Source organism: Chryseobacterium sp. RR2-3-20 (assembly GCF_017808115.1).
GTDB lineage: Bacteria > Bacteroidota > Bacteroidia > Flavobacteriales > Weeksellaceae > Chryseobacterium > Chryseobacterium oryzae.
The window spans coordinates 26,771-52,924 of sequence record NZ_JADQBD010000015.1 but is presented as its reverse complement, the minus strand read 5'-3'; the positions used below and the strand labels follow the sequence as shown (position 1 = coordinate 52,924).

Genomic DNA, 26,154 nt, shown 5'->3' with positions numbered 1-26,154 from the left:
AGGATAGATCGAATTTCATCGCTTATTTTTTTCTACTGCTACGCAGTTGGATATTAGAATACTAAAATACTCTTTTTTTTCTATTGCGGAATTTGGGTTGAATTATCCTTTGGAAGTTCTGTTTTAACCAATAATTGAAACCCGTAGAGGTTGCCTATTTCACGATAGTCGCCTGCCGTGCGGGCTTTGTTCGCAATCTCGTTCAGTTTTGCGCCTATTTGTTTCGGATTTGCATTGGGCGGCAAGCCATCTAACAGCACAGGGTTTTCGATTGTACCGTCCGAACGCTTTTGCAGGCGTTGCTGTAAGTTTTCCCAGTCGGTACTCATCCGGCTCAAACGGGATTGAGTGCTTTGCAACATTTCCATATAATCCTGTACCTTAAATTTGGCACTGGATTTAGAGCGGTTGAACGCCTGCTTTTCGCTTTCCAGTCCGGCAATCTGTTTTTCCAGTTTGGCTTTATCCAACAGGTCTGTATTTCCTGACAGGATTGCCACATATTCCGAAAAGTTCATTCCCGATTTTTCGTCCATACTTCCCTCGTCAATCGTTCTTTTGGTCAGGTTGTTAGTCTTTAACTGGTCGATGAAAAGCTGCTTATTATACAGCATGTTGAATTTGTAACTGTCCAACGATTTTTCAACTGCATAGATAATCACAGCCACTTTATTATCGGCAAAGAATTTGGCAATCTCATTGCCTTTTCTGATTGCCCGCCCGTCCCTTTGGGCAAGGTCAGACGGTCGCCACGGTGTATCTAAATGATGAACGGCAACAGCTCTTTTCTGTGCGTTTACGCCAGTTCCGAGCATACTTGTAGAACCGAACAGTACACGGATTTTGCCCTCGTTCATTCCGTTGATAAGTTCCTTACGTTGCTTATCATTTTTCGCTTCCTGAATAAACCTTACTTCGTGCGCAGGTATGCCGTGGTCTTCCACGAGTTTGCGTTTTATTTCGGAGTACACGTTCCATTCGCCGGGCTTATAGGTTCCTAAATCCGAGAAAACGAACTGCGTTCCTTTCTGTGCGTTGAACTGGTTGTAATACTTGGCGATATTTACCGCACAATGCGAAGCCTTGTTGTCGGGATGGTCGTCGTATATACCACTTACCATACGCATATCGAGCGACATCTTACGGGCATAGTCCGTCGCAATGAGCATCTTTGCTTTTTCTTCCCTTTGCGATAATGGTTCTCTACCGAGCAAAGTAGCATCGCCCGTTTTGGCAAACTGCATCAGGCTTTGGATAAAGGCATCTTGGTCGGGCGTTGGCGGTATGTTGTACAATACCTCGTTCTTAGTGGGGCGGTCAATACCAATATCCTTAGCCGTTCTGTAATCCGTGATTTCAGAATAGAACTGTGCCAGTTCCGGCACTTTGATAAAGTAGCGGAAACGCTCTTTTGCTACAATATTGTTAGCTACCGAAAATTCATAATCGGTCGTTTTCCGTGCATAGATAGCTGCCCACGCATCAAAGGAATGAATACCCTGTTTTTCCAATGCTCTTGGCCGCAGGTATTTGAACAGCAGGTACAGTTCGGTTAATGAGTTGCTGATAGTTGTACCCGAAAGAAAGGTTGCTCCCATATCCGCATTTGTCCGTTCCTGAATGGTGCGGATTGCAAAGAGCAGGTTCAAAGCCTTTTGGCTGCCGTCCACCTTACCCAGTCCGGCAACCCGTGTATGACGGGTGTTGAACATCAGGTTTTTGAACTGGTGGCTTTCGTCCACAAACAAATGGTCTATGCCCATCATCTTAAAGTCCACAATATCATCCTTACGGTTTTCAATATCGTGTTGCAGCGTTTTCAGCTTTACTTCAAGATTTTCTTTCCGCTTGATTACCCCGGCGAGCATTCCCCTTGTCACTTCCTTGCCCTGCGATTTCAGGGCATCGAGATTGCGCTCTACGCTGTCCAGTTCTATTTCGAGGATTTCCTTTTGTATTTCGGGCGATTGCGGTATCATTCCGAACTGGTCGTGCGTAAGTATCACGCAATCCCAATCATTATTTTTAATATCCCCGAAAATCCGCAGGCGTTTTTTCGGCGTAAAATCATCAATACCCGGATAAAGGATTTTGGCGCGTGGATAGGCTTTACGGTAGTCTTCGGCAATGGCAGGTATATTTGCTTTCAGCCCGATAATCATCGGCTTATGGGCTAATCCCAAACGCTTCATTTCCTGCGCTGCGGTACACATTATCAGCGTTTTTCCTGCGCCTACTTCGTGGTCGCAGATAGCACCGTTGTTCAGCTTTATCATCCAAACGGTGTCCTTTTGACTTGAATACAGGTCTTCAATGCCTGCTCCCTTGCGGTCTAATCCCGGAAATTCCTGATGGCTTCCGTCATAGTTTGGGCGAACGAAACAATTAAAGGTATCGTTGTACTGGTCGGTCAGCCTGTTTTTAAACTCATCGTTCTGTGCGTGTAGCCAGTCGGTAAAGGCGGTACGGATTTCGTCAATCTTGGTGTTCGCCATTTGTATGGCTTCCATATCCCGTACTTTAACCTCTTGGTCGCCAACCATTACTTTTTTGGTAATATCAGGCGTGGTATTGACAAGGGCGTGTTTAAGCAGGGCAATACCGTCAAACGTGCGGCTTTCCGCTTTGACCGCATATTTTTCCCAAATGTGCATATTGCCCTGATGACACTTTACGGAAAAGTCGTCGGAGCTTTCGGAGTAATGAACCAGTACATCCGCATCGAACAAATGCGAAGCGAAACGGGCATAAATTCCGGTAGGTATCCACCGTTCGCCGAGGTTAAAATCCAGTTCCTCAAATTCGATACGTTTTGGTCGGGCTTCCTCTAAAGCGGTAAGGCTTTCTTTGGCTTCGGTATCATCGGGATAGTTTTCGAGATAGGCTCTTACTTCATCTGCTTTCTCCACCACGTTGCCTGCAATCCAACGTTCGGCTATTTCATATTCCTGTTGTAGCGGATTGTAGAACAACCGCCCGTGCAGGGCTTCTTTCAGGGTATCGGCAGGCAGGCTGCTGATTTCGGACATAAAGTCCAAATCCACATTTCCGTATTTGTTCAGGGAGGCAGCTAAAGCCTCTTCGGGATTGTCGGTTGCTAACGTAATGGTAGAAAAGCTAACGGGACGGCTGAAAATATCCGCTTTATGGATTATGCCGCCAATGACACGCTCCAGATAGGGGATTTCTTTACCTGCACTGTCTGTTTTTATCAGCTTGGCATTGTCGGCAGTATTGAGATTGCCGTATTTTTTGGTAAAGGCATCGTACAGCAGGTTCAGGGTTTCCCGTTCTTCCCTGTGTTCGGTCTGTTTTTCAGCTTCTTTTTGGTACAGGTTGATATAACTGTCCCTTACGGCTATGTAGGCTTCGGCTCTTGCTTTCTGTGCCGACGGCAATTGCAATGGATGAAAGATAGCTTTTTTGTCTTCCTTATCCACCTCTTGCAAATAGCCGACCCAACCGTTATCCACCACAAGGCAATCATTCCGGTGGAATAATTGCAGTTCGCCGCTATACGGAGCAGGTTCAGGAACGGTGTTAATATCGGTAACGGGAATGGCAGTCTTATCAGACTGGCCATTGCCGTTTATTTGTGAAAACAGGTCGCCGATGGCTTCCTGTTTTTTGCTGTTTACTTGGCTTTTTCCATTGGTAGCACCATTGGATTTTAGCGGTGTATAAGGTTGCTGCCTGGCACTGCTGAACAGGTCGGGTTGACGACCTATTGTGCCTCTTCTTTTATTACTACTTTGCCTTTTGTTTTGGGTAGTTCTTTTAGGTGGAGCAAGCACCATTACAGGCTCACCCGCACTTTCAAACAGGTCAAAAATGCTTAGTTGTTTTAGTTCCTGTGGGCTTTCCTGATGGACTACCGGAGTGGTTATAAGCTGCGGTTTTTGCTGAACGATTGCAGGGTCTATGACCGAAGGTGTAACCTTTGGTTCAATCGGAATTTGTATCATAGGCTCATCATTGCGTTCGCCTTTGTATAAATTCAAATTCAGATGGTTCCCTAAATCTTCGGAAAGCATTTGTTTCAAATCTTTGGCAATACCCTCAACACCGTCTTTATGCGTATAGATTAAGGCAGGTTGACCGTATGGGTCGGTATCTAATTTTTGGTCGGTATGGATAATTCTTGTACCGTCCTGAAAGAGCGCATTGCCCGGCGTATTGTATTCGGTTGGCTTGCTTTGGCAAAACAGATCTTCCCTGTCGGTCAGATTTTGTTTTGCCGTATTTTTTTGCAGGATAATCAGGTCGCTGCCCACTTCCGTACCTGCATATTCGGTAAACAGATTGTTGGGCAGTCTTACAACCGAAACCAAATTATTATCCTGCATCAACGCCCTGCGTATGGGTTCGTTCTTAGGGCTATTCAGAATGCCCTGCGAAGTGATGTAAGCCAACAAACCACCCTCACGGAGCATATCAGCACCTTTCAGAAAAAAGTAATTGTGTATGCTTCGGGCAGCCTGTACTTTGGCATCGTCCCTGCTTCGGGAAAAGGATAAATCGAATACGGAAGTATCGCCAAAAGGGATATTACTGGCAATTATATCATAGCTGTTTTGTTCCCTTTCGGGGATTTCTTCAAAACCGTTTATACGGATATTGCTATCGGGGTAAAGCTGCTTTAAAATCTTGCCTGTAAGCAAGTCCTTTTCATAAGCGGTAACACTTGCTTTCTGATTTTCCGAAAAGGATTGGATGAATGAACCGATACCTGCGGAGGGTTCGAGGAATTTATCAATGTGCAGACCATTATCCCGCAAGGCAGATGAAATGGCATCTATAACCTTTGGCGGTGTATAAAAAGCCGTCAGTACGGAACTTTTCATACTGTCCACATACCTGCGGTATTGCTTATCGTCTTGGGAATTTTCTTTGAGTAGTTGGTGGAGTTCCTGCGTGAGTGGAAAAAGGTCGTGTTCTGTTTTTCTCCAATGATTGATATCTATTTCGTTTTCTATGGGGTTCAGAACGAATTTAAGACCGCCAAATCCGTTGTATCGCATCATTAGCAGTCTTTCGCCTACGGTGGCTTGCCGTTTCTCCTTTTCCAGTTTAAAAACAATTCGCAGGGCATCAATATTCTGTTGGAGATGAAACCGTTTACTGAAGCCCATTTTCCTCAATCCATATTGAGATGGTTCCAGTCAGTTCGGTGTAGAGTACATCAAACTCATACCCATAGGCGAAATCATCGGTTAATTTGTATCCTGCGAAAACAGGCTCACATACAGGGAACATTTTCAGGGCGAACAGTCGCAGTTCCTCGTCTGCCATTATGGTATCAAACTCATTGCATACCACTTTGAAAACCGTGTCGAACTTGGAGAAGTGCAAGCCCTCAAAAAGTATGTAATTGGCTATTTCGTCGCATTGCTCAACGGCGTTTCCCGAACGGAAAGCACCCTCATAAGCATTGGCAGCCCACGAAGACCGTTGGTCAATAAATTTTTGGTCGTGTGCCTTTTCGGGAAAGCTGCTGTTTAATAATTCTTGCAGTCGTAATCTGAAATACGACAGGTCTTTTTGCTGTACATCCATACTTTATTTGTTTAGAATTTTACTTAAATTCTAAAATTAGATGCGGGAGCGAATGCCTTTGAGAATGTGGTAGGGTTTGGCGTTGAGTGGCGGGATTTGGCTATTTACAATAGAAATTTGAAATGATAATTTGTACAGAATTGGTGCTTGGATATATGTTTTTTCACAAACTATTTTTGTGGTTTAAATATTTATCGTAATATTGCGATGTAAAATTAAGTGTATTATGGGCGTAACAAAAACTGAAATATTTACAGAGCAGCAAAACAACTTGGCAACCTCTTTAAAGGCATTGGCTCATCCTGCCCGTATAGCTATCCTACAATACATCATTAAACAGAATGCTTGTATTTGTAATGACTTGGTGGAAGAATTAGGATTGGCACAGGCTACCATTTCACAACATTTGAAAGAACTGAAAAGCATTGGCATCATCAAAGGAAGTATCGAGGGAACCAGTGTATGTTACTGCATTGATGAAAATGTTTGGCAGAAGCTAAAAAATGAACTCAATATGTTCTTTGTAGATAATGTAGGGGTTGATAAATGCTGTTAAGCATTTTTTTAAATGTATCAATCGTAATAAAGCAATATAGCAATTAAATAAAAAACAATGAAACTATCAAACATCAAAGAAATCTTACCAGCATTAGATAATGTTGAATTTCAATTAGAGAACGGAACATTTGTACCGGAACATTTTCACGTTACAGAGGTAGGCGTTATTACCAAACACTTTATTGATTGTGGTGGAACGATTAGAAAAGAAAAAGTTGTCAATTTCCAATTATGGAATGCTAACGACTTTGAACATAGGTTAAAACCAACCAAACTATTAAACATCATCAAACTATCTGAAGAAAAACTGGGTATCGAAGATGCCGAGATAGAGGTAGAATACCAAAGCGAAACGATTGGTAAATATGATTTGGATTTTAACGGAAACCATTTTGTATTAAAGAACAAACAAACCGCTTGCCTGGCGAGTGATGCCTGCGGCATTCCTGCGGAAAAACAAAAAGTAAACTTGGCAGAATTAAAAGATGCTTGCTGTACGCCTAATTCGGGATGTTGTTAACCTAAACTATCATATAAAAAATCAATAAAATGAAAATTGCATTATTCAGCGACATTCACGCCAATCTACCTGCATTAGAAGCATTCTTTGAAGATGTAGAAAAAAGAAACCCCGACAGTATTTATTGCTTAGGCGATTTGGTAGGATATAACATTTGGGCAAACGAAGTAGTAAACGAAATCCGTAAAAGGAAAATACCAACCATTGCAGGAAATTATGATTTTGGCATCGGACGTATGAGCAATGATTGCGGATGTGCGTACAAAACAGATAGTGAAAAAGGCAACGGCAGCGTATCTATTTCCTTTACCAACTCTATTATGAAAGATGAGGAAAGAGCCTATTTGCGTACACTTCCGGCACATATCAAAGTAGAATTTCAGTTGAACGAGGACAAACTCAATTTATTATTAGTACACGGTAGCCCAAGAAAGATAAATGAATACTTATTTGAGGACAGGGAAGAAAAAAGTATGCTTAGGATAATGGAACAAGCTGATGCAGACATAATGTGTTTTGGGCATACGCACAAGCCATACCACCGTATTTTAAATTCGGACATTGACGGACAAAATCATTTCAGACATGCCATAAATATAGGTTCGGTAGGAAAGCCGAAAGATAGCGATGTAAGAGGTGGTTATGTAATGCTTATAATCAATGAAGATAGTTCTGTATTGGATAAAGACAGTATCAGTGTAGAATTTATACGCTTTGATTATGATATTGAAAAAGCCGCAAAAGCAGTTGAAGAAAGCCCATTACCCAACGAATACGCAGAAAATTTAAGGAGAGGTTATTAATCTAAAAAATCAGAAAAATGGAATTTCCAAACGATTTAAAATATTCAAAAGAACATACGTGGATAAGCGTACAGGGCAATACAGGTACAATAGGTATAACAGAATTTGCACAAAGTGAATTGGGAGAAATCGTATATGCAGACTTACCGAATGTTGGATATAGTTTTCAGCAGGACGAAGTATTTGGCTCTGTTGAAGCGGTTAAAACGGTCAGCGATTTATTTATGCCTGTATCGGGTAAAATCATTGAAACAAACGAACTACTATTGAAAGCACCTACACTTATCAATGACAACCCTTATAAAGATGGTTGGCTGATAAAAATTGAAATCAAAGACATTACAGAATTAGAAAATTTATTGACATCAAACCAATATAAAGAACTTACAAATTAGCCAAGCTATGCAACCAAAACTAAAATTCTTAGACAGATACTTAACCTTATGGATATTCCTTGCAATGGCAACAGGTATAGGGTTGGGGCATTTCTTTCCGGGTATCTCAAAAATTACGGACAGCCTATCCGTAGGCACTACAAACATTCCATTGGCAATAGGTCTGATACTGATGATGTACCCGCCATTGGCAAAAGTGGATTATTCATTATTGCCCCAAGCATTTAAGGATAAAAAAGTAATCGGTATATCCTTATTGCTCAATTGGGTTATCGGTACAATATTGATGTTCGGGTTAGCCGTTTTGTTTTTACGCAATGAACCCGATTATATGACAGGTTTGATATTGATAGGTTTGGCAAGATGTATTGCAATGGTAATCGTATGGTGTGACTTAGCTAAAGCAAACAGAGAATATACAGCTATGTTAGTGGCGTTAAACAGTGTTTTTCAGATAATAAGTTACAGCTTCTTAGTTTGGCTGTTCATCAATGTATTACCAAGCAAATTAGGATTGGCAAATTTCAATGTAAGCGTATCAATGAAAGATGTTACAGAAAGCGTATTGATATACTTAGGCATTCCTTTCTTAGCAGGTTTTATAAGCCGTTACGCAATGGTAAAATCAAAAGGTATAGAATGGTATAACAGGAAATTTGTACCCCGAATATCGCCCATTACATTATATGCTTTACTTTTTACTATAGTATTAATGTTCAGTCTGAAAGGAGATAAAATATTAGAACTGCCAATGGATGTGGTAAAAGTAGCTATACCGTTAATCATCTATTTTGTACTGATGTTTTTCGTCAGCTTCTTTATCAACAAATCCCTTAAAGTTCCTTACGACAAAAACGCCTCAATCGCATTTACAGCCACAGGAAACAACTTTGAATTGGCAATAGCGGTAGCAATAGCCGTTTTCGGTATTCATTCCCCACAAGCGTTTGTAGGCGTTATAGGACCGTTGGTAGAAGTTCCGGTACTAATTCTATTAGTACGTGCAAGTTTATGGTTAAAGAAGAAGTATTACAGTTAGAAACAAGCAAAAGTTATGAAATGGCAATATGATTTCAACAGATGTACAAAAAATATAAGGTTCAATAATTAAAATAATATCGCGAAAATGATAAAACTAATAAAGACCATACCTGCATTTCCTGTTCGGGATATTGAAAAAGCAGTTGCCTTTTATAAAGCCCGATTGGGCTTTGATTGCAGACATATGGAAGAAACCTTTGCAATATTAATTAGGAATGGTATAGACTTACATTTATGGGCTTCCTGTAATTATAGCTGGAAATGGAAAAGTATTTTTTTATTTCTCAAACCGATTAGTAGCGGAGCGGAAAGTTTTTTGGCAGGTACACACAGTTGCCGGATTGAAATAAAAGGCATTGACGAACTGTATAAAGAACTAAAAGAAAAGGAAGTATTACACAATGAAAAAACCGAAATAGAAACCACTTACTACGACACAAGAGAATTTGCAACTTTGGACTTATACGGAAATTTACTAACCTTTTACGAAAATATACAGTAGGAACAAACAGTTCAACCAAGCCGGTTTTAACTTTTTGTATTTTAGCAATTGCTTAAATAAGCAAATTAACTATATTTGCAACATGGATAGTACTTCTTGTATAAGACAACAGGCGGACATTAAACAAATCAATCGCTGTAAAGAACGAGTTTCAGAACTTCACGGTTCGTTTGACTATTTGTCGAATGGACTTGAATTGGCGGGAAACAATGTAAGACTGAAAATCCTGTTTCTGATTTATGAAGAAAAACGACTATGTGCTTGTGATTTAAGCGATATTCTCGGTATGACAATTTCTGCAATTTCTCAACATTTACGAAAGCTCAAAGACCGTAGACTAATTGAAACGGAAAGAAAAGCACAAACTATTTTTTATTCATTGACAAAAGAGTATGAAAAAATGTTGACCCCATTTTTTGAAATACTTGATGATAATAAAATTTTATAAACTATATGAAAACGGACAACAAACTAATCGGCACTGGACTTTTTACAGCAATTGCTGCGTCATTATGTTGCATTACGCCTGTTTTAGCTCTAATAGCAGGGACAAGCGGGATTGCTTCAACCTTTTCTTGGCTCGAACCTTTCCGACCATATTTTATTGGCTTGACAATTTTAGTGCTTGGTTTTGCTTGGTTTCAAAAGTTGAAACCCAAAAAGCAAATTGACTGTGAATGTGAAATAAATGAAAAACCGAATTTTATGCAAACAAAATCATTTTTAGGAATTATTACTGTTATGGCGGCTTTACTTTTGTCATTTCCCCTTTATGCCCACATCTTTTTTCCAAAGACCGAAAGTAAAGCAATTATTACCCAAACTTCCAAAATCCAGAAAGTTGAGTTTACAATCAAAGGGATGACTTGTTCAGGTTGTGAACATCATATTAAAACAGAGATTAGCAAACTAAAAGGAATTATCGAAGTTGTCGTTTCCTATGAGAAAGGCAACGCTATTGTTAAGTTTGACAACAAGCAAACAAGTATTGCCGAAATCGAAAAAGCTATCAATTCGACAGGTTATAAATCACTAAAAAGTAAAGTTATATCATAATGGAAATTAAATTAAAATCAATAATAACTTGCCCAAACTGTGGACACAAAAAAGAGGAAACAATGCCAACAGATGCTTGCCAGTATTTTTATGAATGTGAAAATTGCAAAACAAGATTAAAACCATTACAGGGGGATTGTTGTGTGTATTGCAGTTATGGTACTGTAAAATGCCCGCCAATACAAGCAGGAAATAGCTGTTGTAAATAAGAGAAGCTTAATAATTTACTTTAGAAAGCTACTTGTCTAAATTTGTGAGTATAACCTATTTAGCGAAAAACCTCCGAATTATCAGAGGTTTTTTATTCATTATTTAAGATTTGGAGCATCCTGCCGACTTCAATATCCATTCTCGAAAAGGCAAACCATTTTTTGCCCAGGTCTTTAAGGGAAGCTCCGATATGGTAGAGTTCCGTATGGTCAATAATCAAAAATCGGTCGTGAGCATCGGAAAAAATCTCTATTTCAATGGGAGGATATTGGCTGTTGTACCGTTGCATATCCAGCCGTAACTGATTGCCGATATTTTTGGTATAGATAGTGGCGGTTACATTGTCATTGCGTTTTCCCAATAAGGTCAGCACCGTATCGTCCACATAATTATCCAATAGGATAATGGAGTTTTTTGCACTTCGGATAATATCGGAAACAAAGGCATAGGCATCAAAAACCTGCCCGTTGTAAAAGATACCTTTTTCGCTGTGGAGCTTATCGCTTTCCAAAGCCTTAAAAATCTCTTCAAATTTTTGGTCGGCTTCTAATTGTTTCAGCTCTATATTATCCAAACGATGAAACAAAGCGGCATTGCTGATAAGCATTTTTCGCATTTCTACAAAGGCTTCCATAATTTCAACACTGATTTTAACCGCTATATCTGAACGGAGTATAGCAGAAGCCATTGCGACCCCTTGTTCTGTAAAAACATAGGGCAAATAACGTCTTCCGCCGTAACTCAAACTTGAGGTTCCAAATTGGAACCTCAAGTTTTCAACTTCCTCTTCGGTCAGTTGAAAGCAGAATGATACAGGAAATCGCTCAATATTCCTTTTAACGGCTTTGTTCAGGTTCTTTGTTTCTACTTGATATAAGGCAGCGAGGTCACTATCCAACATTACCTGTTTGCCTCGGATGGTATAAATCAGGTTCCTGATTTCTTTGGGTACGATTGACGGTTTATTTTCCATTGCGTTTTGTGCTTTTATTTTTCTCAAACTCAAAGGAACTTTCGGCGTTTTCTTTCAATACGATGTACGCATCGAATTTCTTTCCGGCTTTGCTTGTCATTCCTTTGATAAGAGAGGTTTTGCCTTTATTGACAAGGCTTGTTATGTTTTCGATACTGATTTGTACACCGCAGACGGTGCGGAACTGTACCCAGTTACAAGCCTCATCAGGGCATTTCACAATCTTGTCACGGATAATAAGCTGCTGACTTTTGCATTTCGGGCAGGTTAGTTTGGGTTGGTTGGTGCTTGCAATAGAGGTTTGTAGCAATTCATCGGTAATAGATTTGGCACAGGTTTCCATTTCCTTTTGGAATGTTCCGGCATCCGCTTCGTTATTTTCTATTTTCTGTAACGCCAATTCCCATTCGGCAGTCATTGCCACGTCTGCAATTTTCCGGTCTTTTACAAGCCCGTACACCTGCAATCCTTTTTCCGTAGGGATTAAAGAACGTTTATCCCGTTGGATATAATTACGGGTAAACAGGGTTTCGATAATGGCGGCTCTTGTTGCAGGAGTACCGATGCCGATATTTTTGAGGGCTTTGCGTTCTTCTTCGTTCTCAATTTCTTTCCCTGCGGTTTCCATAGCCGACAAAAGCCCGGCTTCGGTGTAAAGCACTTGTGGTTTGGTCTGCTTTTCCAAAACTGCGGCTTCCTTTATGGCAAGTTCGTCGCCTTTATGCAGTTCAGGTAATTCCTGCACTGGCTCTTCGCCGTCATCGGTAAAACTTCCTTTTATGGAACGCCAACCCGCTTCCTGAATTTTACAGCCTTTTGCCGTAAAGTCGTAATGCAATACCTGTAATGATACATCGGTTATTTCTTTGACACAGGCTTGCGATATGGCTTCAAGCAAGCGAAGCGCAATCATATTATAAATCTTGTTTTCGTCTGCATTGAGTACGGACGGCACTTTGTCCGTAATCAACAAACCGTGATGGTCCGTTACACGGAGGTCATTCACGATACGTTTGTTGAACCGTCCCCATTTGATTTTGGTAAGGGCTTGCTTGCAATCTTCACGGTTCTGTAATGCACGCACAAGGGTTGGAATTTCTGCCCACATATCTTCAGGGATGTATTTGCTTCCGGTACGTGGGTAAGTGATAAACTTCTTTTCGTACAGGCTTTGTGCAATATTGAGCGTTGCTTCAGCAGATAATTTCAGCCTTTTATTGGCTTCCTTTTGTAAGCCTGTCAGGTCGAAAAGCAAGGGCGGTTGTTCTGTAACGCTTTTAGTTTCTACCAAGCTAACGGTAGGCGTTGCGCCACGCTGAATAGCTTTAAGGGTATCATCGGCAAGCTGCTTTTCGTCCCATTTGGTTGCGGAAATACTTTTGAAATCAACCTGTGCTTTGTTGTGCGATAATTGTATCTGCCAGTATTTCTTTACCGTGAAATTCTTATTATCGAGGTAGCGTTTACATATCAAAGCCAGTGTGGGCGTTTGCACTCTTCCGAGCGAATAGATACCGTTGCCTGCGGCAATGCTCAATGCCTGTGTAGCATTGATGCCTACAAGCCAGTCGGCACGGCTTCTGCCTTGCGCTGCCTGATACAGTCCGTCAAATGCTGCCCCGTCTTTTAGGTTGTTGAAGCCTTGCTTTATTGCCTTTTCGGTAAGCGAACTTATCCAAAGGCGTTCAAAAGGTTTGTTGCATTTCAGGTATTCATAAATGTACCTGAAAATGAGTTCGCCCTCACGACCTGCATCGGTAGCAACGATGATGCTGTTGCTTTGCTTAAAAAGCTGCTCAATGACTTTCAGTTGCTTTAATGCGCCAGTATCGGCGGTGTACCCTTTGTCTTTTTTGACCTTGCGGACGGTCAATAAAAACGGGTTGGGCAATATCGGCAGGGATGCTTTATCAAATCCCGAAATGCCGTAATCTTCGGGCATTCCCAGTCCTATTAAATGACCGAATGCCCACGTAACAAAATAGCCGTTACCTGTCAGGTAGCCATCCTTTTTATCGGATGCTCCCACAAGTCCGGCTATCTCCCTTGCTACGCTTGGTTTTTCTGCAATGATTGTTTTCATACTGTATTACATTTTTCTGCCTTTGTATTTTGCAGGTTTGTTGTCCTGTTGTTCCTGCTGCTTTTCGTTTTTCGGTCTTTGCTGCCCGGACTTCAAAGGCTCTTGGACGTTCTTGGTCGCTTCGTTGGTTTTACCCTCCGAATTGACGGCAGTCTGCGTTTTATGGGTTTCAGCAGGTTCTACCCGTGCTTTATACTGACCGGGGAACTCAAAATTGGTCTTTCCGGTATCTTTGTCGAAAGTGATATAACCCTTATACGGTTGGTCTTTTTTGTCTTTCAGTTCAACGTATATGGTTTGTCCGGCTTTGAATTTGTTGTACTGCTCATCATCCAGTTCTTTACCCCTGAAAGTTCTTGGAGCTTCCTGCGGTTGGCTTTGCTGATTGCTTTGTTGAGTATTCTGTTGGTTCGTTTGCGCTTGCTGATTGTTGTTGCTTCTGTCAAACAGGAACTCAACGTATCGTTTGTCCGCATTGAATTGTACCGTTGCCGAAAATTCCGTTCCTTTCGAGGAAATCATACCCTCTAAATAGAGTGGTTTGCCCTCCATCAGCGTTTGTTTTTGTTCGTCATTCAGCTTTACGCCCTTAATTTCATCGGGAATTTTTATAAACTCCGTGCGCAGTGCAACCACGTCATTGGTCAGCCTGTCAATACTTATAATGGACGGCATCAGGTCGCCTGTTTTGGAGTTTACCAAATTGACGACACGCCCCATATTACCCGTTTCGAGCAGGTTTTTCTTGTCTTCGTCCGTAAACTTGTGACCGAAAAATTCAAAGTGGAGGTTAGGTTCTCTTTTGATACCGTGTATTGCCACGATAACATTGCCGTCTTCCGCTTGCTGTAAAGACAGGCGGGCATCCGTGCGGAGGATAGAGCCCCCGAGGTTGATACCTATCGGTAAAAGCTCATTGGTTTTATAACCTCGTAACAAAGGGTCGAGCAGGTTCCTTTTTTCAAGATACTCTTTGCTCAATCCGAGGTTTTTCATTGTGTCCCAATCAATCTGCTCCGGCTTGTAGCGATATTCGCTTGCTTCCGTTGTTGTTTGTGCTGTTGCCATATTATTTTGATTTTCTTGTTTTTTATCCTGTTGGGGTTCTGCTTTCACTTCGTGTTCTTTCAGCACTTTTTCGCCTTGTGGACTGGGCTTATCTACGTGCTTTTGCAGTTCCTCTGCTTTTTCAGCAGCAACCGGGGCAGGCACTTTGAAGAAAGTAAAGTTTGTGGGGTTCTTTAACTGGCTGAAAAAATTGGAAAAGAAGTTGGAAAAGAAATCACCGCTTTTATCCACACGCATAAACTGGTTTTGATTTTTCTTCGTGGGGTCAACGGTTTCCATTTTCCCGTTTTCGTCTATACTCTTTACTGCCTGGATTTTCATTTTCTCTTTATCCAGTACGAGTAAGATGTCCGAAAGCTGTTCGGGCATTTCCTGTTTATTAGTTGTTTCTTCGCTCATAATCTGAAAATTTCAAAATTTCACGATCGAATGTAAAGGAAGCCTTCACTGATTTGCTTTATGTGGCACTCAAAGGCAGCGTTTGTCACTTATTGGCATCCAGTTTAGGTAACGGAGGGTTAAAACTTTCCCTGATGAACTGATGCACATCGGATAGCTTGTAATACAGTTTTCCGCTAATGGTATAATAAGGGAGCTTACCTATGGAGCGATACCGTTGCAGGGAACGGTTACTGATTTTCAGCATTTGTAATAAATCCTGATTATCGAGTAATTCTTCGCCGTCTATGCTGTTGCGCTTCTTTTGTAAATCGTCTATGTGGTTGCCGAGAATGTCAAGCCTATCCATTATGCGTTCCATCCACGCCACAAATTCCATTTTGTCAATATTCATACGTGTACGCTTTTAATGATTACCTGATTTCAGCTTTCTGCCTTTTTCGATATAGCTTTTACCTTTCGCCATAAGCTGCTTTACATATTCATCGGTAGTTTGCACAGCGTTAGCGTTTAGCATTTCCTTGATAGCACCAATCGTATAGTAATATTGCCCGTACATTTTTGAAAAAGCTATCTGCCCATTGGTACGCATACGCCACAATGTTTTTTCGCTGATGTGTAGATACTGGCAGACTTCGTGATTGTTGAGCCACAAGCTATCGTAGCTTGTATCTTCCAGTTTGAGGATATATTCGCTAATGGCTTTCAACCGTTCGTTGAGGTGCTTCCACACTTCTTCGTCAACTGTTATAATATTCATTGCGCTGTTGTTTAATGTTCACAGGGCAAAATTCAGAAGTGTGGCAGTGTTTGTCTGCCAATGCTTACCCATTGGTTTGGCACTTTTTTGAAAATTTTTACAACGAGTAAAATCCTTGATTAATAAGGGTTTTAGGGGAATTAGGATATTTTACGGTAGCCTTGTGCCAACATTTACCAATTGGCATATATGGGCAAAGAAAAAGCAGTACATTTTGTGTACTGCTTTCAATCCCTGTGCTGACATAGCTAAAGGTCTTTATCCATATATTCTTCGAGGGAAATTTTGAGTTGGTCTAAAAACACCGTCCGGGAGCCTGCCCTTGTTTTCATCCGGTGGAAAGAATGATGTATATCGTTCAAGGGCGTTCGGAATAAGATTTGAAAAATCAACGCCAATTTTCTGATGCCTATTTTACCGTGTGCAATAGATTTGGAAGCATACAGGGCGTAAATCAATTCTATAAGTGCATTTTGCGAGTTAGTCCACGAAATGTCTTTGTTTGCATCCCCGTTTATTAAAATGGTATCGGGATTTTTTTCAGGGTTTATTTTGGTAAGTAGAAAAGTATAGAGTAATTCATTGGCAATAATATGGGCAACTTTGTTATCGTAATATGTAGAAAAGCTAAGGTCAATTTCAAATACGGCACTCTTTAAACCATCGTGATAATTAATGTTTCCGAGCCTGAAATAACTATGGTCACGGTCTGTTCTGCCTGCACGGTAGTACCTGTAAAAATCCTCATTGGATATGCTATCCTTATATTCGGATTTCAGGATTTTCAGTTGGTTTTCAAAATAACTTTGGTGTATTCTCCCGGTACTTACGGGGCAGGTAGTTTCAATACGGAATACTTTATTGTAATAAATGAGTTTTCCTAAAATCTGCGGCTTAGTGTTCCTGAAAAAGTTGATTTCCTGCTGTTCGTCCTTAAATCCGGTCTGTAAGACTTTCATCTTTATAGTAAACAGCATTTCCTTTAAGAATAAGGTCATTTGGTAAGCCTCATCCGCAGTTTGCATCATTTGAGAAGATAGCCTGTCTTCCTGACGCTGAATTTCCGATAATATTTTGTTCAACACGATTTCCATAGCTTAGACATTTAAAGATTAGCACTACTTGTTTCGGAATAACATCTTTGTTGATTTGTCAAAACTTGGAAATAATAATGGAACCAATATCACAGGTTGCCCCCATATTGGGAAAGATTTATTTTCATTACGCTTTATGATGTGTATAGGAAAAAACAGAAAAAGGGTTAAGTACGCTACGACTTAACCCTTTTTTTATTAAATTTGCAGTAATGATTTACAAGGTAATCAGATGAAAGCGAGTGCAGTAAGCACCATTACTAAATCGTTACCGATAGCACTTTCGGTTCTTGTAAACTCTTCTTTATTAGCCACTTTGGGCTATATTAATCTTTTTTATCAAAAATATTAACTGATGAAAATTCATAAAATTTTATCTGCATTTATGCTAATCTGTTTGTTTTCTTGCAATCAAAAAATAAATCAGTACATCAAAGTTCCGGGAAAAGCCCAGCAAAGACACGGGAAATGGGTTGAGCATTATCCTGCAATAGAGGGAGAAATGACAGCTTCCGGAAGATATAGAAATGGTGAAAAAATTGGAGTTTGGAAAACAATATATCAAAACAAACTATACCAAAAAGATGTAACTCGAAATAATGTTACCAAAACAAAAGTGTATCATCCAAACGGAAAAGTAATGGAAAAAGGAATGTCTAAAGTAGATATTTCCACAAATGAACGCCACTGGTATTATTTCGGAGATTGGAAGTATTATGATGAGCAAGGAAATCTGAAATATATTAAGAAATACGATAAAGGGAAAAAAGTTGATAGTCTTTCTTTTACAAAATAATTTTTAAACTCATCATCTGCAAAATCGTTATATTTGCACACAAATTTAGAGGATGTTGTATATCATCATCAAAGCATTGCATATTGTTTTTATGGTAAGTTATTTTGCGGGGATTTTTTACCTCGTAAGAATTTTTGTTTACTATAAAGATACAGATGCATTTCAGGACGAAAAAAAGAAAATCCTTAGAGAGCAGTATGCTTTTATGGCTCGAAGGCTTTGGAATATTATCACCGTTCCTGCAGGGATAATCATGACGGTTTGCGGTCTTACAATGATTTTTCTGAATTTTGGTCTGATGAAAATGCCTTGGTTTCATCTTAAGCTCACTTTTTTGATCGGACTTGCCGTTTACCATTACTGGTGCTGGAAAAAAGTAAAACAAATAATTGCTTTGAACGGAAATACTTTACAGACACCCAACTTAAAACTAAGACAGGCAAATGAAGTTGCTACTTTTATTTTGTTCTTAGTGGTTTTTACGGTAATATTAAAATCTCAGGTAATTGAATATTGGTGGCAATTAATTACAGGATTTTTCGTTTTGGTATTTCTTATTATGATGACTGTAAAATTGGTGAATAAAGGAAAAAATAAAAATTAATAACAGATATTACGGTAAATGAGGAGCTGTAACCCCCTATTTACCTTCTAAAACTTTTGAATATTACATGATTGCAATTTTAAAAAAAGAACTTTGGAGTTATTTCGGTAACTGGAGCGCATGGGTAATCATTGCAGCTTTCAGTCTGATTACAACACTGTTTTTGTTTTTTTTCGAAAATGATTCTAATATTTTCGATATTGGTCTGGCTTCGTTGCAGAGTTACTTCGTTTTGGTTCCGTGGCTTTTGATGTTCATCATTCCTGCATTATCCATGAAAACTTTTGCCGAAGAACAACAGACGGGAACATTAAACTGGCTTTTTTCTCAACCTATCAAAATTTCCGATTTGGTTTTTGGTAAGTTTTTCTCGGTATGGATCGTCGGAATTTTATGCCTTATTCCATCAGTAATTTATTATTATACAGTATTTGTTCTCGGTGTTCCGGAAGGAAATATCGACAGCGGTATGACTTTAGGAAGTTATTTTGGACTCATTATTCTTATTGCAGCATTTGCAGGAGTAGGAATTTTAGCATCTTCTCTTTCCCAAAACCAGATTATGGCTTATTTGCTTGGAGTTTTTATGTGCTTCATTATGTATTTCGGAATTGAGCAGTTAGCCAGCTACAAACTTTTGGGTGGAGCAGATTATATCTTGCAGAACCTTGGGTTTTACAGCCATTTTTTAGCATTTACACGCGGTTTAATTGATTTCAGAGATGTTGCATATTTCGTTTTTGTCATCGGTTTGAGCTTAGCTTTGTCTAATCATTTTATTACCAAAAAGAAGTAAGAATATGAAGAAGATCAATTTGAAATCTCCATTCGGAATTTTACTTATCATTATTTTGCCTTTGGCAATAATCATGATGTTTTCCGGAATACGATTAGATTTAACAAAAGAGAAAAGATATACACTTTCAGAAAGTACTGTAAAGGTTTTAGAATCTGTAAAGAAACCTTTAACTGTTGAGGTTTATCTGGAAGGAGATTTTCCGGCAAGTTTTAAGCAGCTTCAGAGCGAGACAAAATTTATGCTGGAAGAATTCAGAAAAATTAATCCTAAAATAGATTATAAGTTTATAGATCCCATCAAAACCAAAATGTCTCAGGATACTTTAATGGCGATGGGAATGCAGCCTTCTATTCTTCCCGATGTTCAGGATGGTAAAGTTACCCAGATTCGTCTTTTTCCGTATGCTGTCATAAAATACAATAGAAAAGGTGTTTCTATACCTTTGGTGGTAGAGCAGGCAAATATTAACGCAGACGAACAGCTTAGAAAATCTATAGAAAATTTAGAATACAATCTGGTTTCAAATATAAAATCTGTTTCAGAAAATAAAAGAAAAAAAGTTGGTATTCTCGTAAATCAGGATGAGTTGGGTCCAAGAGAATTCGAAGGATTTATGCATCTTGCTTTAGAAAATTACGATGCAGGTCCTGTTGTTCCAAAAAATAATGTAGAATTAACTTTGGCAGATCTTCCTCTTTTGAAAAAAATGGATGCCTTAGTAATTGCCAAGCCTAGAAAAGCTTTTACAGACGGTGAAAAAGTTATTTTGGATCAGTTTATTATGAACGGCGGAAAAACGCTTTGGATGATCGATGCAGTAAATGCTGAAATGGATACTTTAACAAGATCCAAAAAAGTAATGCCTTTCCCTGTAGATATCAATATGACCGATTTTTTCTTTAATTATGGTTTAAGAATCAATACGGCTCTGGTAAAAGATGTGAAGAAATATACACTTTTAAAACTGGTTACCGGAGAAGTAGGAGGTAATGCACAATATACAAGTCTTCCGTGGCCTTATTTTCCATTGGGTATTGCAGAACACGACCATCCGATTACCAAAAATATTAATCCTGTAAAGCTGGAATTTCCAACATCAATAGATACTTTGGGAGGAAGAAAGTTTAAAACCCATGTTTTGTTTGAATCCAGTGAAAGAACTTTATTAAAGCAGGTTCCCAACTATGTTGAGCTGAAAGAAATTGCAAGTGTAGACAGCCTTGGGCAAATGGAAAAACCAAGTACTCCGAAGATTTTTGCGGTTGCTTTGGAAGGGAAATTCAGCTCTGCTTATGCATCAAGAATCGAAAGAAAATCTTATCCGGGATTCAAAGCTACAAGTCCGGAAAATAAAATGATCGTTATTGCAGATGGAGATGTAGGTAGAAATAAAGTGATTAAAGGGCAACCTTTGCCTTTGGGTGTAGATATGTTAACCGACGAGCAGTTTGGTAACGAACAGTTTCTTCGAAATTCATTAGATTATCTTTTGGATGACAGCAATATTATGGATCTCAGAAACCGAAATATTGAGGAACGACTTCTAGACCGTCACAGAATAAGCGAAGAGCGATCTAAATGGCAATATCTTAATTTGCTTCTGCCATTAGCGATTATTGGTCTTTTGGGAGGATTATTCTTCTGGTTGAGAAAGAAAAAGTTTGGTTAAAATATTAAAAAGAGAAACTGTTGAGGTTTCTCTTTTTTGTTTAAAAAGCATATTTTAAATTGTTATAATTTTATAAATGGAAGTCTGTTTTTTTTTCAAAACAAAACTTTTTTGTATCATTGAACACTAAAACCCACAGAATGAACTGTTCTTTTCTTAAATGAAATTATATATCATAAAATTCAGTAAATGAAAAATCTTATCCTAAGTCAATGGGTTCAAGAATAAATTTTCGGAGTTTTGCAAAATAAAATGAACAAAAAATATTCAATAATAAATTAAAATTTTAAAAAATGAAAAAATTTGGAGTAATTGCTTTAGCAGGATTAGGTTTGCTTTTGTCATCTTGTGGCGATAAAAAAGCAGAAAATGCAACAACATCTCAGGAACAGACAGTAGCAGAAAAAAGCGGTGATGTTTTTGCAGTAGACGCTGCGGCATCTAAAGTAGACTGGAAAGCTTTCCACAAAGGAGGTTTTGCACCACGTTGGGGAACTCTTAATGTAAGTAAAGGAGAGCTTACTGTAGCAGAAAATAATCTGGCTTCCGGTGAATTTGTAATCGATATGAAATCTTTAAAAGTAGATCCTGCATCGGTAACCGAAAAAGACAAAAAATATACAGAGCTTGAAGCTCACCTTAAAAATGCAGATTTCTTTGATGTTGAGAAGTTTCCTACTGCAGACTTTAAAATTACCAAAGTTGAAGATTTAGCAGCAGGTGCTACAAAAGCTGTAGAAGGAGCGAACAAAACAATCAGCGGAAATCTTACATTATTAGGTAAAACAATGAATGTAACATTCCCTGCAAAAGTAGAAATTGTAGAAACTTCTGCTTCTCTTAAAGCTATGTTTACTGTAAACCGTGCAGATTGGGGTATTAAATTCGGAACAGATGAAACTGATCCAGCAGAATGGATGATCAGCAAAGATATCGAGATTAACGTTGATGTAAAAGCTGGTAAAAAATAATTCAGTTGATGTTTTCACTGAGAAAAGACATCTGCTTTTGCGGATGTCTTTTTTTATGATGGTTTAAATTTTCAAATCTTTTTTTCTTTGATGAAATTTATACATCTTTTATAAAGTCTTCATATTCATAATAAAACCGTTCGAAACCGTCCATTTTTTCAACGAAAAATTCGAAAATTTCCTGCCATGTATTTTTATTGAAAACAGAAACATCATATTTTTCTACCCAAATACGGCTAATTACTTTTCCGTTTTCCAATGTATAGTACTCGTCTTTAAAAAAATCTCCTACAAAATCTTTAAGTATATCCTCTAAAGACCAGATTTTCTCATAATAAGCATTTCGGAAAATTTCATCTTTCATTTCTATATCTATAGAAACTTCTGCTTTCTTTTTATCTGCATAAAATTTGAACGAGAAATCTTTAATCTTCGTGTCATATAAAATCCATTTTCTTGGAAACGATTTTCCAAATGCGATCCAAAATTCTTTTTTTAACTGTTGGGCTTCCTGCTTACTGAACATAATACAAAGATAATATTTTATAAAGAAGACCTATTGCAGTTAAAGTTCTGAAACTGTAAAATATCCTAACTTTTTATTATTTTTGCTGTAATGCTTTCAAAAAAATCTCAATATGCCTTTAAAGCACTTTCGTATCTTGTAGAAAAGAGAAATGAAGGTCCTGTTCTTATTTCTGAAATTGCGGAAAACAAAAAAATTCCGCTAAAATTTTTAGAGAATATACTTCTTCAGCTTAAAAAAGCAGAAATTTTAGACAGTAAAAAAGGGAAAGGCGGTGGATATTTCTTCAGAGAAAAACCGGGAGAAGTTAATTTGGCTAAAATTATAAGATTGGTGAATGGTCCTATCGCCTTACTGCCTTGTGTAAGTCTTAATTTTTACGAAAAATGTGAAAACTGCACAGAAGATCATTGCGGTTTGCACGATGTTTTAATTGAAGTAAGGGATGCTTCGCTTAAAATCTTGGAAGAAAAAACACTTTTGGATTTGGTTGGGTAATCTCTTTCAGCTGTGATCTCCCAAACCGTTATTTTTCAGAAGTTCTGCGAGTACTTTTTTTGCTCTCATTACACGGACTTTGGTATTGGCTACAGAAATTCCCAATTCTTCTGCAATTTCTTTAATGCTTTTTTCTTCAAAAAATCTCAAACGGATAATATCCCGATAATTTGAGTCTAAAGATTCTATAGTTTTAATGATTTTTTTCTGTTCCTCTTCCGATATCATCAGTTCTTCAGGGGATTTGGCAAACTGATTTTTTACTTCTTCCAGATTTTCCGTTGTATTTTGGTTTTCTTTGGATTTTCTTCTCCAGAAATCAATAATAGTGTTTTGGGCAATCGTTAATATCCAGGTTTTGAATTGAAAATGAGCATCAAACATATCCAGTTTAGACAAGACTTTAGAAAATACATTTACAGTAATTTCGTCTGCATCATTTTCGTCCTGTACTTTCTTCATCACAAAAGAAAAAACATCTACCCAAAAAATATTAATGAGCTGCGTTTGTGCCTTTTGATCTTTTTCTATTGCCTTTTGGATAAGTGGAAATAGCTGTTCGTTTTTCATATGTAAACCTAAAAACTTAAAATTATGCTTTTAAAATGAAAAAAACGGACAAAAGCCCGTTTTTATATGAAAAATATATTGTTTTATCTTAATTCTGCACTGAATTCTTTCTGGAAAGTTTTAATTAAAGAATCCATTACATGGGTAATTTCTTTATCTTCTAAAGTTTTTTCTTCATTTAAAAGTTCAAAACTCATTGCGTAAGATTTTTTACCTTCAGGTAAATTTTTGCCTTCGTATACATCGAAAAGGTTGATGTTTTTAATGAAAGGCGATTTGTTTTTCTTTGCAGACTGAAATAATTCTTCGTAAGTAATATTCTTATCGATCAACAAAGCCAAATCTCTTCTTATTTTATTGAATTTTGGAATATCTCTAAATACAAGCTGATTGTCTGAACGCAGTTGCTGAGCCAATTCCAGTTCTATTTCTGCATAGAAACACTCCTGATTAATATCTGCATCTTTCAGAAGTTGGGCAGAAACTTTTCCTATTCTTACCAAAGTTTTACCGTTGCATTCGTACGCAATAGCATCCGAAAATCTATCATCAGATAACGCAACTTCTTTATAATCTATAGAAAGTCTTTCTAGAAGTACTTTTACAAAAGATTTAAGATGATAAAAATTGGTAGCAGATTTAGGCTGCAACCAGTTTTCGGCAACATTTCTTCCAGAAACTAAAACAGCCAGTTGTTTTCTTTCTTCGTATTTTTCTTTTTTATGATAGATTTTTCCGAATTCAAAAAACTTAATATCTTGGCTTTTTCTGTTGATGTTATAGGCAGCATTCTGTAAAAGCCCTTCGAGTAAAGATTTTCTCATAAATGCCAAATCTCCGCTTAAAGGATTAAGAAGTTTTACAGCATCTGTTTCGTCTTTTACAGAAGTAAGAGAGTTGTTCATAACTTCATTAAAACCTAAACTCTGTAAAGTTCTTGCCCAAGAATTTTCTAATTCATCCTGATCGTTTTTACTCAGTTTTACAGGAGTGAACGATATTTTCTGAGGAGCGTCTATTTTATTATAACCGTAAATTCTAAGAATTTCTTCAATCACATCAATTTCTCGGGTAACATCTGCTCTGTATGCAGGAACCGAAATCTCGAAGCCATTCTGAATTTCATTTAGAACCTGAATTTCAAGAGCTTTTAGAATTTCTTTCACTTTTTCTCTGTGAATTTTTGTTCCTAATATCTGCTCTATTTTTGAGAATCTAAGAATGATATAATGATCTTCAATTTTTTTAGGATATTCTTCAAGCAGTTCTCCTGTAAGTTTTCCTTCTGCCAAATCTTCAATCATTTTGATAGCGTGTGTAATGGCAGTTCTTGTGATATTAGGATCTACACCTCTTTCGAATCTGAAAGATGCATCTGTATTTAGACCATGAGCTTTTGCTGCCTTTCTTATGGCTACCGGATTAAAATAGGCGCTTTCTAAGAAAATAGTTTTTGTTTCGGAAGAAATACCAGATTCTAAACCTCCAAAAACACCGGCAATACATAATGGAGTATCTTTTCCGTCTTTAATGATGATTTCAGAACCGTTCAACGTTCTTTCAACACCGTCTAATGTGGTGAATTTTGTTCCTTCTGCAACGGTTCCAACTTTTATTTTCTGATCGGCAATTTTATCTGCATCAAAAGCATGAAGCGGTTGTCCCAAACCATGAAGAATATAATTGGTAATGTCTACAATATTATTAATAGGACTCAATCCAATAGCTTTCAGTCTGTTTTTCAGCCAGTCGGGTGAATCTGTAACTTTTACATCATTAATTACAGCACCAATATATCTAGGGGTAAGTTCTGTATTTTCTACTTCCAGGCTGAAATTATGAGAGCCTTCGTTGTTTAAAGAAACGCTTGAAAGTTTTTCAAACTCAGATTTCTGCTGATTGGTAGATAGATATGCATGCAAATCTCTTGCTACACCATAATGAGACATGGCATCTGTTCTGTTCGGCGTTAAACCAATTTCGAAAACTTCATCGTTGGAGAGTTCAAAATAATCTGCAAAGTTTTTTCCGACTTCATATTTGGTTTCGTCCAAAACCATAATTCCGCCGTGGTCGTTGCTTAAACCTAATTCATCTTCAGCACAGATCATTCCCTGAGAAACTTCACCTCTTATTTTTGCTTCTTTAATTTCGAAAAAGCTACCGTCTTTCGCATAAATTTTAGTTCCTACAACAGCTACCGGAACTGTTTGTCCTTCTGCAACATTGGGAGCACCACAAACAATGTTCAGGATTTTTCCGTTGCCAACATCTACAGTTGTTTTATTTAATTTATCAGCATTAGGATGCTTTTCGCAGGTTAATACTTTTCCTACAACGATGCCTTCAAGACTTCCTTTTATGCTTTCAAACTTATCAATTCCTTCTACTTCAAGACCGATATCGGTAAGAAATTCTCCTATTTTTTCGGTTTTTAAATCTGTTTTAATGTATTCTTTCAGCCAGTTACCTGATATTTTCATTGGTAGAATTTTAAAATTTAAATTTCAGATGGTGAATTCATCACTTTTGTAATGCTTCACAACCATGAATTTTGAGTGTACAAATGTCGTGTTTTTTTAAGAAATAGCGAAATTCCGGAAGATTAAATAATCGTTTTGTACTACAATTTTGCCTTTCAAAACATGAAACTTTAGAACTTTTTGTTATATATAATTTAATATGAATGAACGCATGAATCTT

General features: G+C 38.1%; 26 protein-coding genes. 15 read left to right on the top strand and 11 right to left on the bottom strand.

Going from position 1 to position 26,154, the window contains the following annotated elements:
• Window positions 1-80 precede the first annotated feature (80 nt).
• Window positions 81-5,132 carry an N-6 DNA methylase gene (locus IV513_RS05850; RefSeq protein ID WP_245168871.1) on the bottom strand — a complete coding sequence of 1,684 codons (5,052 nt, stop codon included), beginning with the start codon at window positions 5,130-5,132 and terminating at the stop codon, window positions 81-83.
• Entirely contained in the window at window positions 5,119-5,556 is a 438-nt protein-coding gene (locus tag IV513_RS05845) for a DUF1896 domain-containing protein (protein WP_031504389.1), read from the bottom strand. Before IV513_RS05845 ends, IV513_RS05850 begins: the two co-directional genes overlap by 14 nt.
• 226 nt (window positions 5,557-5,782) lie before the next feature.
• On the opposite strand from IV513_RS05845, the gene IV513_RS05840 reads away from it, so the two are divergent.
• From IV513_RS05840 to IV513_RS15785, 9 genes are all read left to right on the top strand, one after another.
• Window positions 5,783-6,112 carry a helix-turn-helix transcriptional regulator gene (locus tag IV513_RS05840; protein ID WP_162031330.1) on the top strand — a complete coding sequence of 110 codons (330 nt, stop codon included), beginning with the start codon at window positions 5,783-5,785 and terminating at the stop codon, window positions 6,110-6,112.
• A 57-nt stretch (window positions 6,113-6,169) separates the two neighbouring features.
• A complete protein-coding gene (locus IV513_RS05835; RefSeq protein ID WP_162031331.1) occupies window positions 6,170-6,634 on the top strand; it encodes a DUF6428 family protein in 465 nt (154 codons plus the stop codon).
• Window positions 6,635-6,663: 29 nt separating this feature from the next.
• Window positions 6,664-7,437 carry a metallophosphoesterase gene (locus IV513_RS05830; protein ID WP_162031332.1) on the top strand — a complete coding sequence of 258 codons (774 nt, stop codon included), beginning with the start codon at window positions 6,664-6,666 and terminating at the stop codon, window positions 7,435-7,437.
• A gap of 17 nt (window positions 7,438-7,454) precedes the next feature.
• Complete coding sequence (gcvH, locus tag IV513_RS05825; protein WP_209389674.1) at window positions 7,455-7,832, top strand: glycine cleavage system protein GcvH; 378 nt, start codon at window positions 7,455-7,457, stop codon at window positions 7,830-7,832.
• 7 nt (window positions 7,833-7,839) lie between these two features.
• Window positions 7,840-8,871 carry an ACR3 family arsenite efflux transporter gene (arsB, locus tag IV513_RS05820; RefSeq protein ID WP_162031334.1) on the top strand — a complete coding sequence of 344 codons (1,032 nt, stop codon included), beginning with the start codon at window positions 7,840-7,842 and terminating at the stop codon, window positions 8,869-8,871.
• Between the two features lie 87 nt (window positions 8,872-8,958).
• Entirely contained in the window at window positions 8,959-9,375 is a 417-nt protein-coding gene (locus tag IV513_RS05815; RefSeq protein ID WP_003002379.1) for a VOC family protein, read from the top strand.
• Window positions 9,376-9,457: 82 nt separating this feature from the next.
• On the top strand, window positions 9,458-9,823 hold the full coding sequence (locus IV513_RS05810; RefSeq protein WP_209389673.1) for a metalloregulator ArsR/SmtB family transcription factor: 366 nt from the start codon (window positions 9,458-9,460) through the stop codon (window positions 9,821-9,823).
• A 5-nt stretch (window positions 9,824-9,828) separates the two neighbouring features.
• On the top strand, window positions 9,829-10,431 hold the full coding sequence (merTP, locus tag IV513_RS05805) for a mercuric transport protein MerTP (protein WP_003002375.1): 603 nt from the start codon (window positions 9,829-9,831) through the stop codon (window positions 10,429-10,431).
• Window positions 10,431-10,640, top strand: a complete 210-nt coding sequence (locus IV513_RS15785) for a GDCCVxC domain-containing (seleno)protein (RefSeq protein ID WP_078704224.1) — start codon at window positions 10,431-10,433, stop codon at window positions 10,638-10,640. Before merTP ends, IV513_RS15785 begins: the two co-directional genes overlap by 1 nt.
• A 92-nt stretch (window positions 10,641-10,732) precedes the next feature.
• On the opposite strand, the gene IV513_RS05800 is transcribed toward IV513_RS15785, so the two are convergent.
• From IV513_RS05800 to IV513_RS05775, 6 genes are all read right to left on the bottom strand, one after another.
• Window positions 10,733-11,614, bottom strand: a complete 882-nt coding sequence (locus IV513_RS05800) for an ORF6N domain-containing protein (RefSeq protein WP_209389672.1) — start codon at window positions 11,612-11,614, stop codon at window positions 10,733-10,735.
• A complete protein-coding gene (locus IV513_RS05795) occupies window positions 11,604-13,697 on the bottom strand; it encodes a type IA DNA topoisomerase (RefSeq protein WP_209389671.1) in 2,094 nt (697 codons plus the stop codon). Before IV513_RS05795 ends, IV513_RS05800 begins: the two co-directional genes overlap by 11 nt.
• 6 nt (window positions 13,698-13,703) lie before the next feature.
• Window positions 13,704-15,164: a DUF3945 domain-containing protein gene (locus IV513_RS05790; protein ID WP_209389670.1), complete on the bottom strand. Its 1,461-nt coding sequence runs from the start codon at window positions 15,162-15,164 to the stop codon at window positions 13,704-13,706.
• An 85-nt stretch (window positions 15,165-15,249) separates the two neighbouring features.
• The gene (locus IV513_RS05785; RefSeq protein ID WP_002978404.1) at window positions 15,250-15,558 is read right to left on the bottom strand and encodes a helix-turn-helix domain-containing protein; all 309 of its coding nucleotides are present in this window, start codon (window positions 15,556-15,558) and stop codon (window positions 15,250-15,252) included.
• A 12-nt stretch (window positions 15,559-15,570) separates the two neighbouring features.
• Window positions 15,571-15,924, bottom strand: a complete 354-nt coding sequence (locus IV513_RS05780) for a helix-turn-helix domain-containing protein (RefSeq protein WP_209389669.1) — start codon at window positions 15,922-15,924, stop codon at window positions 15,571-15,573.
• A 248-nt stretch (window positions 15,925-16,172) separates the two neighbouring features.
• The gene (locus IV513_RS05775; protein ID WP_209389668.1) at window positions 16,173-17,018 is read right to left on the bottom strand and encodes an RteC domain-containing protein; all 846 of its coding nucleotides are present in this window, start codon (window positions 17,016-17,018) and stop codon (window positions 16,173-16,175) included.
• Window positions 17,019-17,373: 355 nt separating this feature from the next.
• On the opposite strand from IV513_RS05775, the gene IV513_RS05770 reads away from it, so the two are divergent.
• The 5 genes from IV513_RS05770 (at window position 17,374) to IV513_RS05750 (ending at window position 21,857) form a co-directional block, all read left to right on the top strand.
• Entirely contained in the window at window positions 17,374-17,814 is a 441-nt protein-coding gene (locus IV513_RS05770; protein ID WP_209389667.1) for a hypothetical protein, read from the top strand.
• A 52-nt stretch (window positions 17,815-17,866) separates the two neighbouring features.
• Window positions 17,867-18,418 (top strand): CopD family protein, encoded by a 552-nt coding sequence (locus tag IV513_RS05765; protein WP_209389666.1) that lies wholly within the window; start codon window positions 17,867-17,869, stop codon window positions 18,416-18,418.
• Window positions 18,419-18,485: 67 nt separating this feature from the next.
• Entirely contained in the window at window positions 18,486-19,214 is a 729-nt protein-coding gene (locus IV513_RS05760) for an ABC transporter permease subunit (protein ID WP_209389665.1), read from the top strand.
• A gap of 4 nt (window positions 19,215-19,218) precedes the next feature.
• Window positions 19,219-20,886: a gliding motility-associated ABC transporter substrate-binding protein GldG gene (gldG, locus tag IV513_RS05755; RefSeq protein ID WP_209389664.1), complete on the top strand. Its 1,668-nt coding sequence runs from the start codon at window positions 19,219-19,221 to the stop codon at window positions 20,884-20,886.
• A gap of 293 nt (window positions 20,887-21,179) precedes the next feature.
• Window positions 21,180-21,857 carry a YceI family protein gene (locus tag IV513_RS05750; protein ID WP_209389663.1) on the top strand — a complete coding sequence of 226 codons (678 nt, stop codon included), beginning with the start codon at window positions 21,180-21,182 and terminating at the stop codon, window positions 21,855-21,857.
• Window positions 21,858-21,954: 97 nt separating this feature from the next.
• Here IV513_RS05750 and IV513_RS05745 read toward each other — a convergent pair whose 3' ends face one another.
• A complete protein-coding gene (locus IV513_RS05745; protein WP_209389662.1) occupies window positions 21,955-22,383 on the bottom strand; it encodes a DUF4268 domain-containing protein in 429 nt (142 codons plus the stop codon).
• A gap of 90 nt (window positions 22,384-22,473) precedes the next feature.
• Between IV513_RS05745 and IV513_RS05740 the strand changes: the two genes are divergently transcribed.
• The gene (locus tag IV513_RS05740) at window positions 22,474-22,881 is read left to right on the top strand and encodes an Rrf2 family transcriptional regulator (RefSeq protein ID WP_209389661.1); all 408 of its coding nucleotides are present in this window, start codon (window positions 22,474-22,476) and stop codon (window positions 22,879-22,881) included.
• Between the two features lie 6 nt (window positions 22,882-22,887).
• Here the strand turns inward: IV513_RS05740 and IV513_RS05735 are convergent, their stop codons facing one another.
• Window positions 22,888-23,451 (bottom strand): RNA polymerase sigma factor, encoded by a 564-nt coding sequence (locus tag IV513_RS05735; RefSeq protein WP_209389660.1) that lies wholly within the window; start codon window positions 23,449-23,451, stop codon window positions 22,888-22,890.
• Between the two features lie 83 nt (window positions 23,452-23,534).
• Window positions 23,535-25,934 carry a phenylalanine--tRNA ligase subunit beta gene (gene pheT, locus IV513_RS05730; RefSeq protein WP_209389659.1) on the bottom strand — a complete coding sequence of 800 codons (2,400 nt, stop codon included), beginning with the start codon at window positions 25,932-25,934 and terminating at the stop codon, window positions 23,535-23,537.
• Window positions 25,935-26,154 lie beyond the last annotated feature (220 nt).

What these genes read in the sequence shown, in the direction of transcription:
- IV513_RS05835 (WP_162031331.1), top strand. Translation starts at nt 6,170, where the DNA reads ATGAAACTATCAAACATCAAAGAAATCTTACCAGCATTAGATAATGTT.
- IV513_RS05760 (WP_209389665.1), top strand. Translation starts at nt 18,486, where the DNA reads ATGATTGCAATTTTAAAAAAAGAACTTTGGAGTTATTTCGGTAACTGG.
- gldG (WP_209389664.1), top strand. Translation starts at nt 19,219, where the DNA reads ATGAAGAAGATCAATTTGAAATCTCCATTCGGAATTTTACTTATCATT.
- merTP (WP_003002375.1), top strand. Translation starts at nt 9,829, where the DNA reads ATGAAAACGGACAACAAACTAATCGGCACTGGACTTTTTACAGCAATT.
- IV513_RS05795 (WP_209389671.1), bottom strand. Translation starts at nt 13,697, where the DNA reads ATGAAAACAATCATTGCAGAAAAACCAAGCGTAGCAAGGGAGATAGCC.
- IV513_RS05845 (WP_031504389.1), bottom strand. Translation starts at nt 5,556, where the DNA reads ATGGATGTACAGCAAAAAGACCTGTCGTATTTCAGATTACGACTGCAA.
- IV513_RS05775 (WP_209389668.1), bottom strand. Translation starts at nt 17,018, where the DNA reads ATGGAAATCGTGTTGAACAAAATATTATCGGAAATTCAGCGTCAGGAA.
- IV513_RS05745 (WP_209389662.1), bottom strand. Translation starts at nt 22,383, where the DNA reads ATGTTCAGTAAGCAGGAAGCCCAACAGTTAAAAAAAGAATTTTGGATC.
- pheT (WP_209389659.1), bottom strand. Translation starts at nt 25,934, where the DNA reads ATGAAAATATCAGGTAACTGGCTGAAAGAATACATTAAAACAGATTTA.
- IV513_RS05740 (WP_209389661.1), top strand. Translation starts at nt 22,474, where the DNA reads ATGCTTTCAAAAAAATCTCAATATGCCTTTAAAGCACTTTCGTATCTT.
- IV513_RS05800 (WP_209389672.1), bottom strand. Translation starts at nt 11,614, where the DNA reads ATGGAAAATAAACCGTCAATCGTACCCAAAGAAATCAGGAACCTGATT.
- arsB (WP_162031334.1), top strand. Translation starts at nt 7,840, where the DNA reads ATGCAACCAAAACTAAAATTCTTAGACAGATACTTAACCTTATGGATA.
- gcvH (WP_209389674.1), top strand. Translation starts at nt 7,455, where the DNA reads ATGGAATTTCCAAACGATTTAAAATATTCAAAAGAACATACGTGGATA.
- IV513_RS05735 (WP_209389660.1), bottom strand. Translation starts at nt 23,451, where the DNA reads ATGAAAAACGAACAGCTATTTCCACTTATCCAAAAGGCAATAGAAAAA.
- IV513_RS05785 (WP_002978404.1), bottom strand. Translation starts at nt 15,558, where the DNA reads ATGAATATTGACAAAATGGAATTTGTGGCGTGGATGGAACGCATAATG.
- IV513_RS05780 (WP_209389669.1), bottom strand. Translation starts at nt 15,924, where the DNA reads ATGAATATTATAACAGTTGACGAAGAAGTGTGGAAGCACCTCAACGAA.
- IV513_RS05750 (WP_209389663.1), top strand. Translation starts at nt 21,180, where the DNA reads ATGAAAAAATTTGGAGTAATTGCTTTAGCAGGATTAGGTTTGCTTTTG.
- IV513_RS15785 (WP_078704224.1), top strand. Translation starts at nt 10,431, where the DNA reads ATGGAAATTAAATTAAAATCAATAATAACTTGCCCAAACTGTGGACAC.
- IV513_RS05815 (WP_003002379.1), top strand. Translation starts at nt 8,959, where the DNA reads ATGATAAAACTAATAAAGACCATACCTGCATTTCCTGTTCGGGATATT.
- IV513_RS05770 (WP_209389667.1), top strand. Translation starts at nt 17,374, where the DNA reads ATGAAAATTCATAAAATTTTATCTGCATTTATGCTAATCTGTTTGTTT.
- IV513_RS05810 (WP_209389673.1), top strand. Translation starts at nt 9,458, where the DNA reads ATGGATAGTACTTCTTGTATAAGACAACAGGCGGACATTAAACAAATC.
- IV513_RS05840 (WP_162031330.1), top strand. Translation starts at nt 5,783, where the DNA reads ATGGGCGTAACAAAAACTGAAATATTTACAGAGCAGCAAAACAACTTG.
- IV513_RS05765 (WP_209389666.1), top strand. Translation starts at nt 17,867, where the DNA reads ATGTTGTATATCATCATCAAAGCATTGCATATTGTTTTTATGGTAAGT.
- IV513_RS05830 (WP_162031332.1), top strand. Translation starts at nt 6,664, where the DNA reads ATGAAAATTGCATTATTCAGCGACATTCACGCCAATCTACCTGCATTA.
- IV513_RS05850 (WP_245168871.1), bottom strand. Translation starts at nt 5,132, where the DNA reads ATGGGCTTCAGTAAACGGTTTCATCTCCAACAGAATATTGATGCCCTG.
- IV513_RS05790 (WP_209389670.1), bottom strand. Translation starts at nt 15,164, where the DNA reads ATGAGCGAAGAAACAACTAATAAACAGGAAATGCCCGAACAGCTTTCG.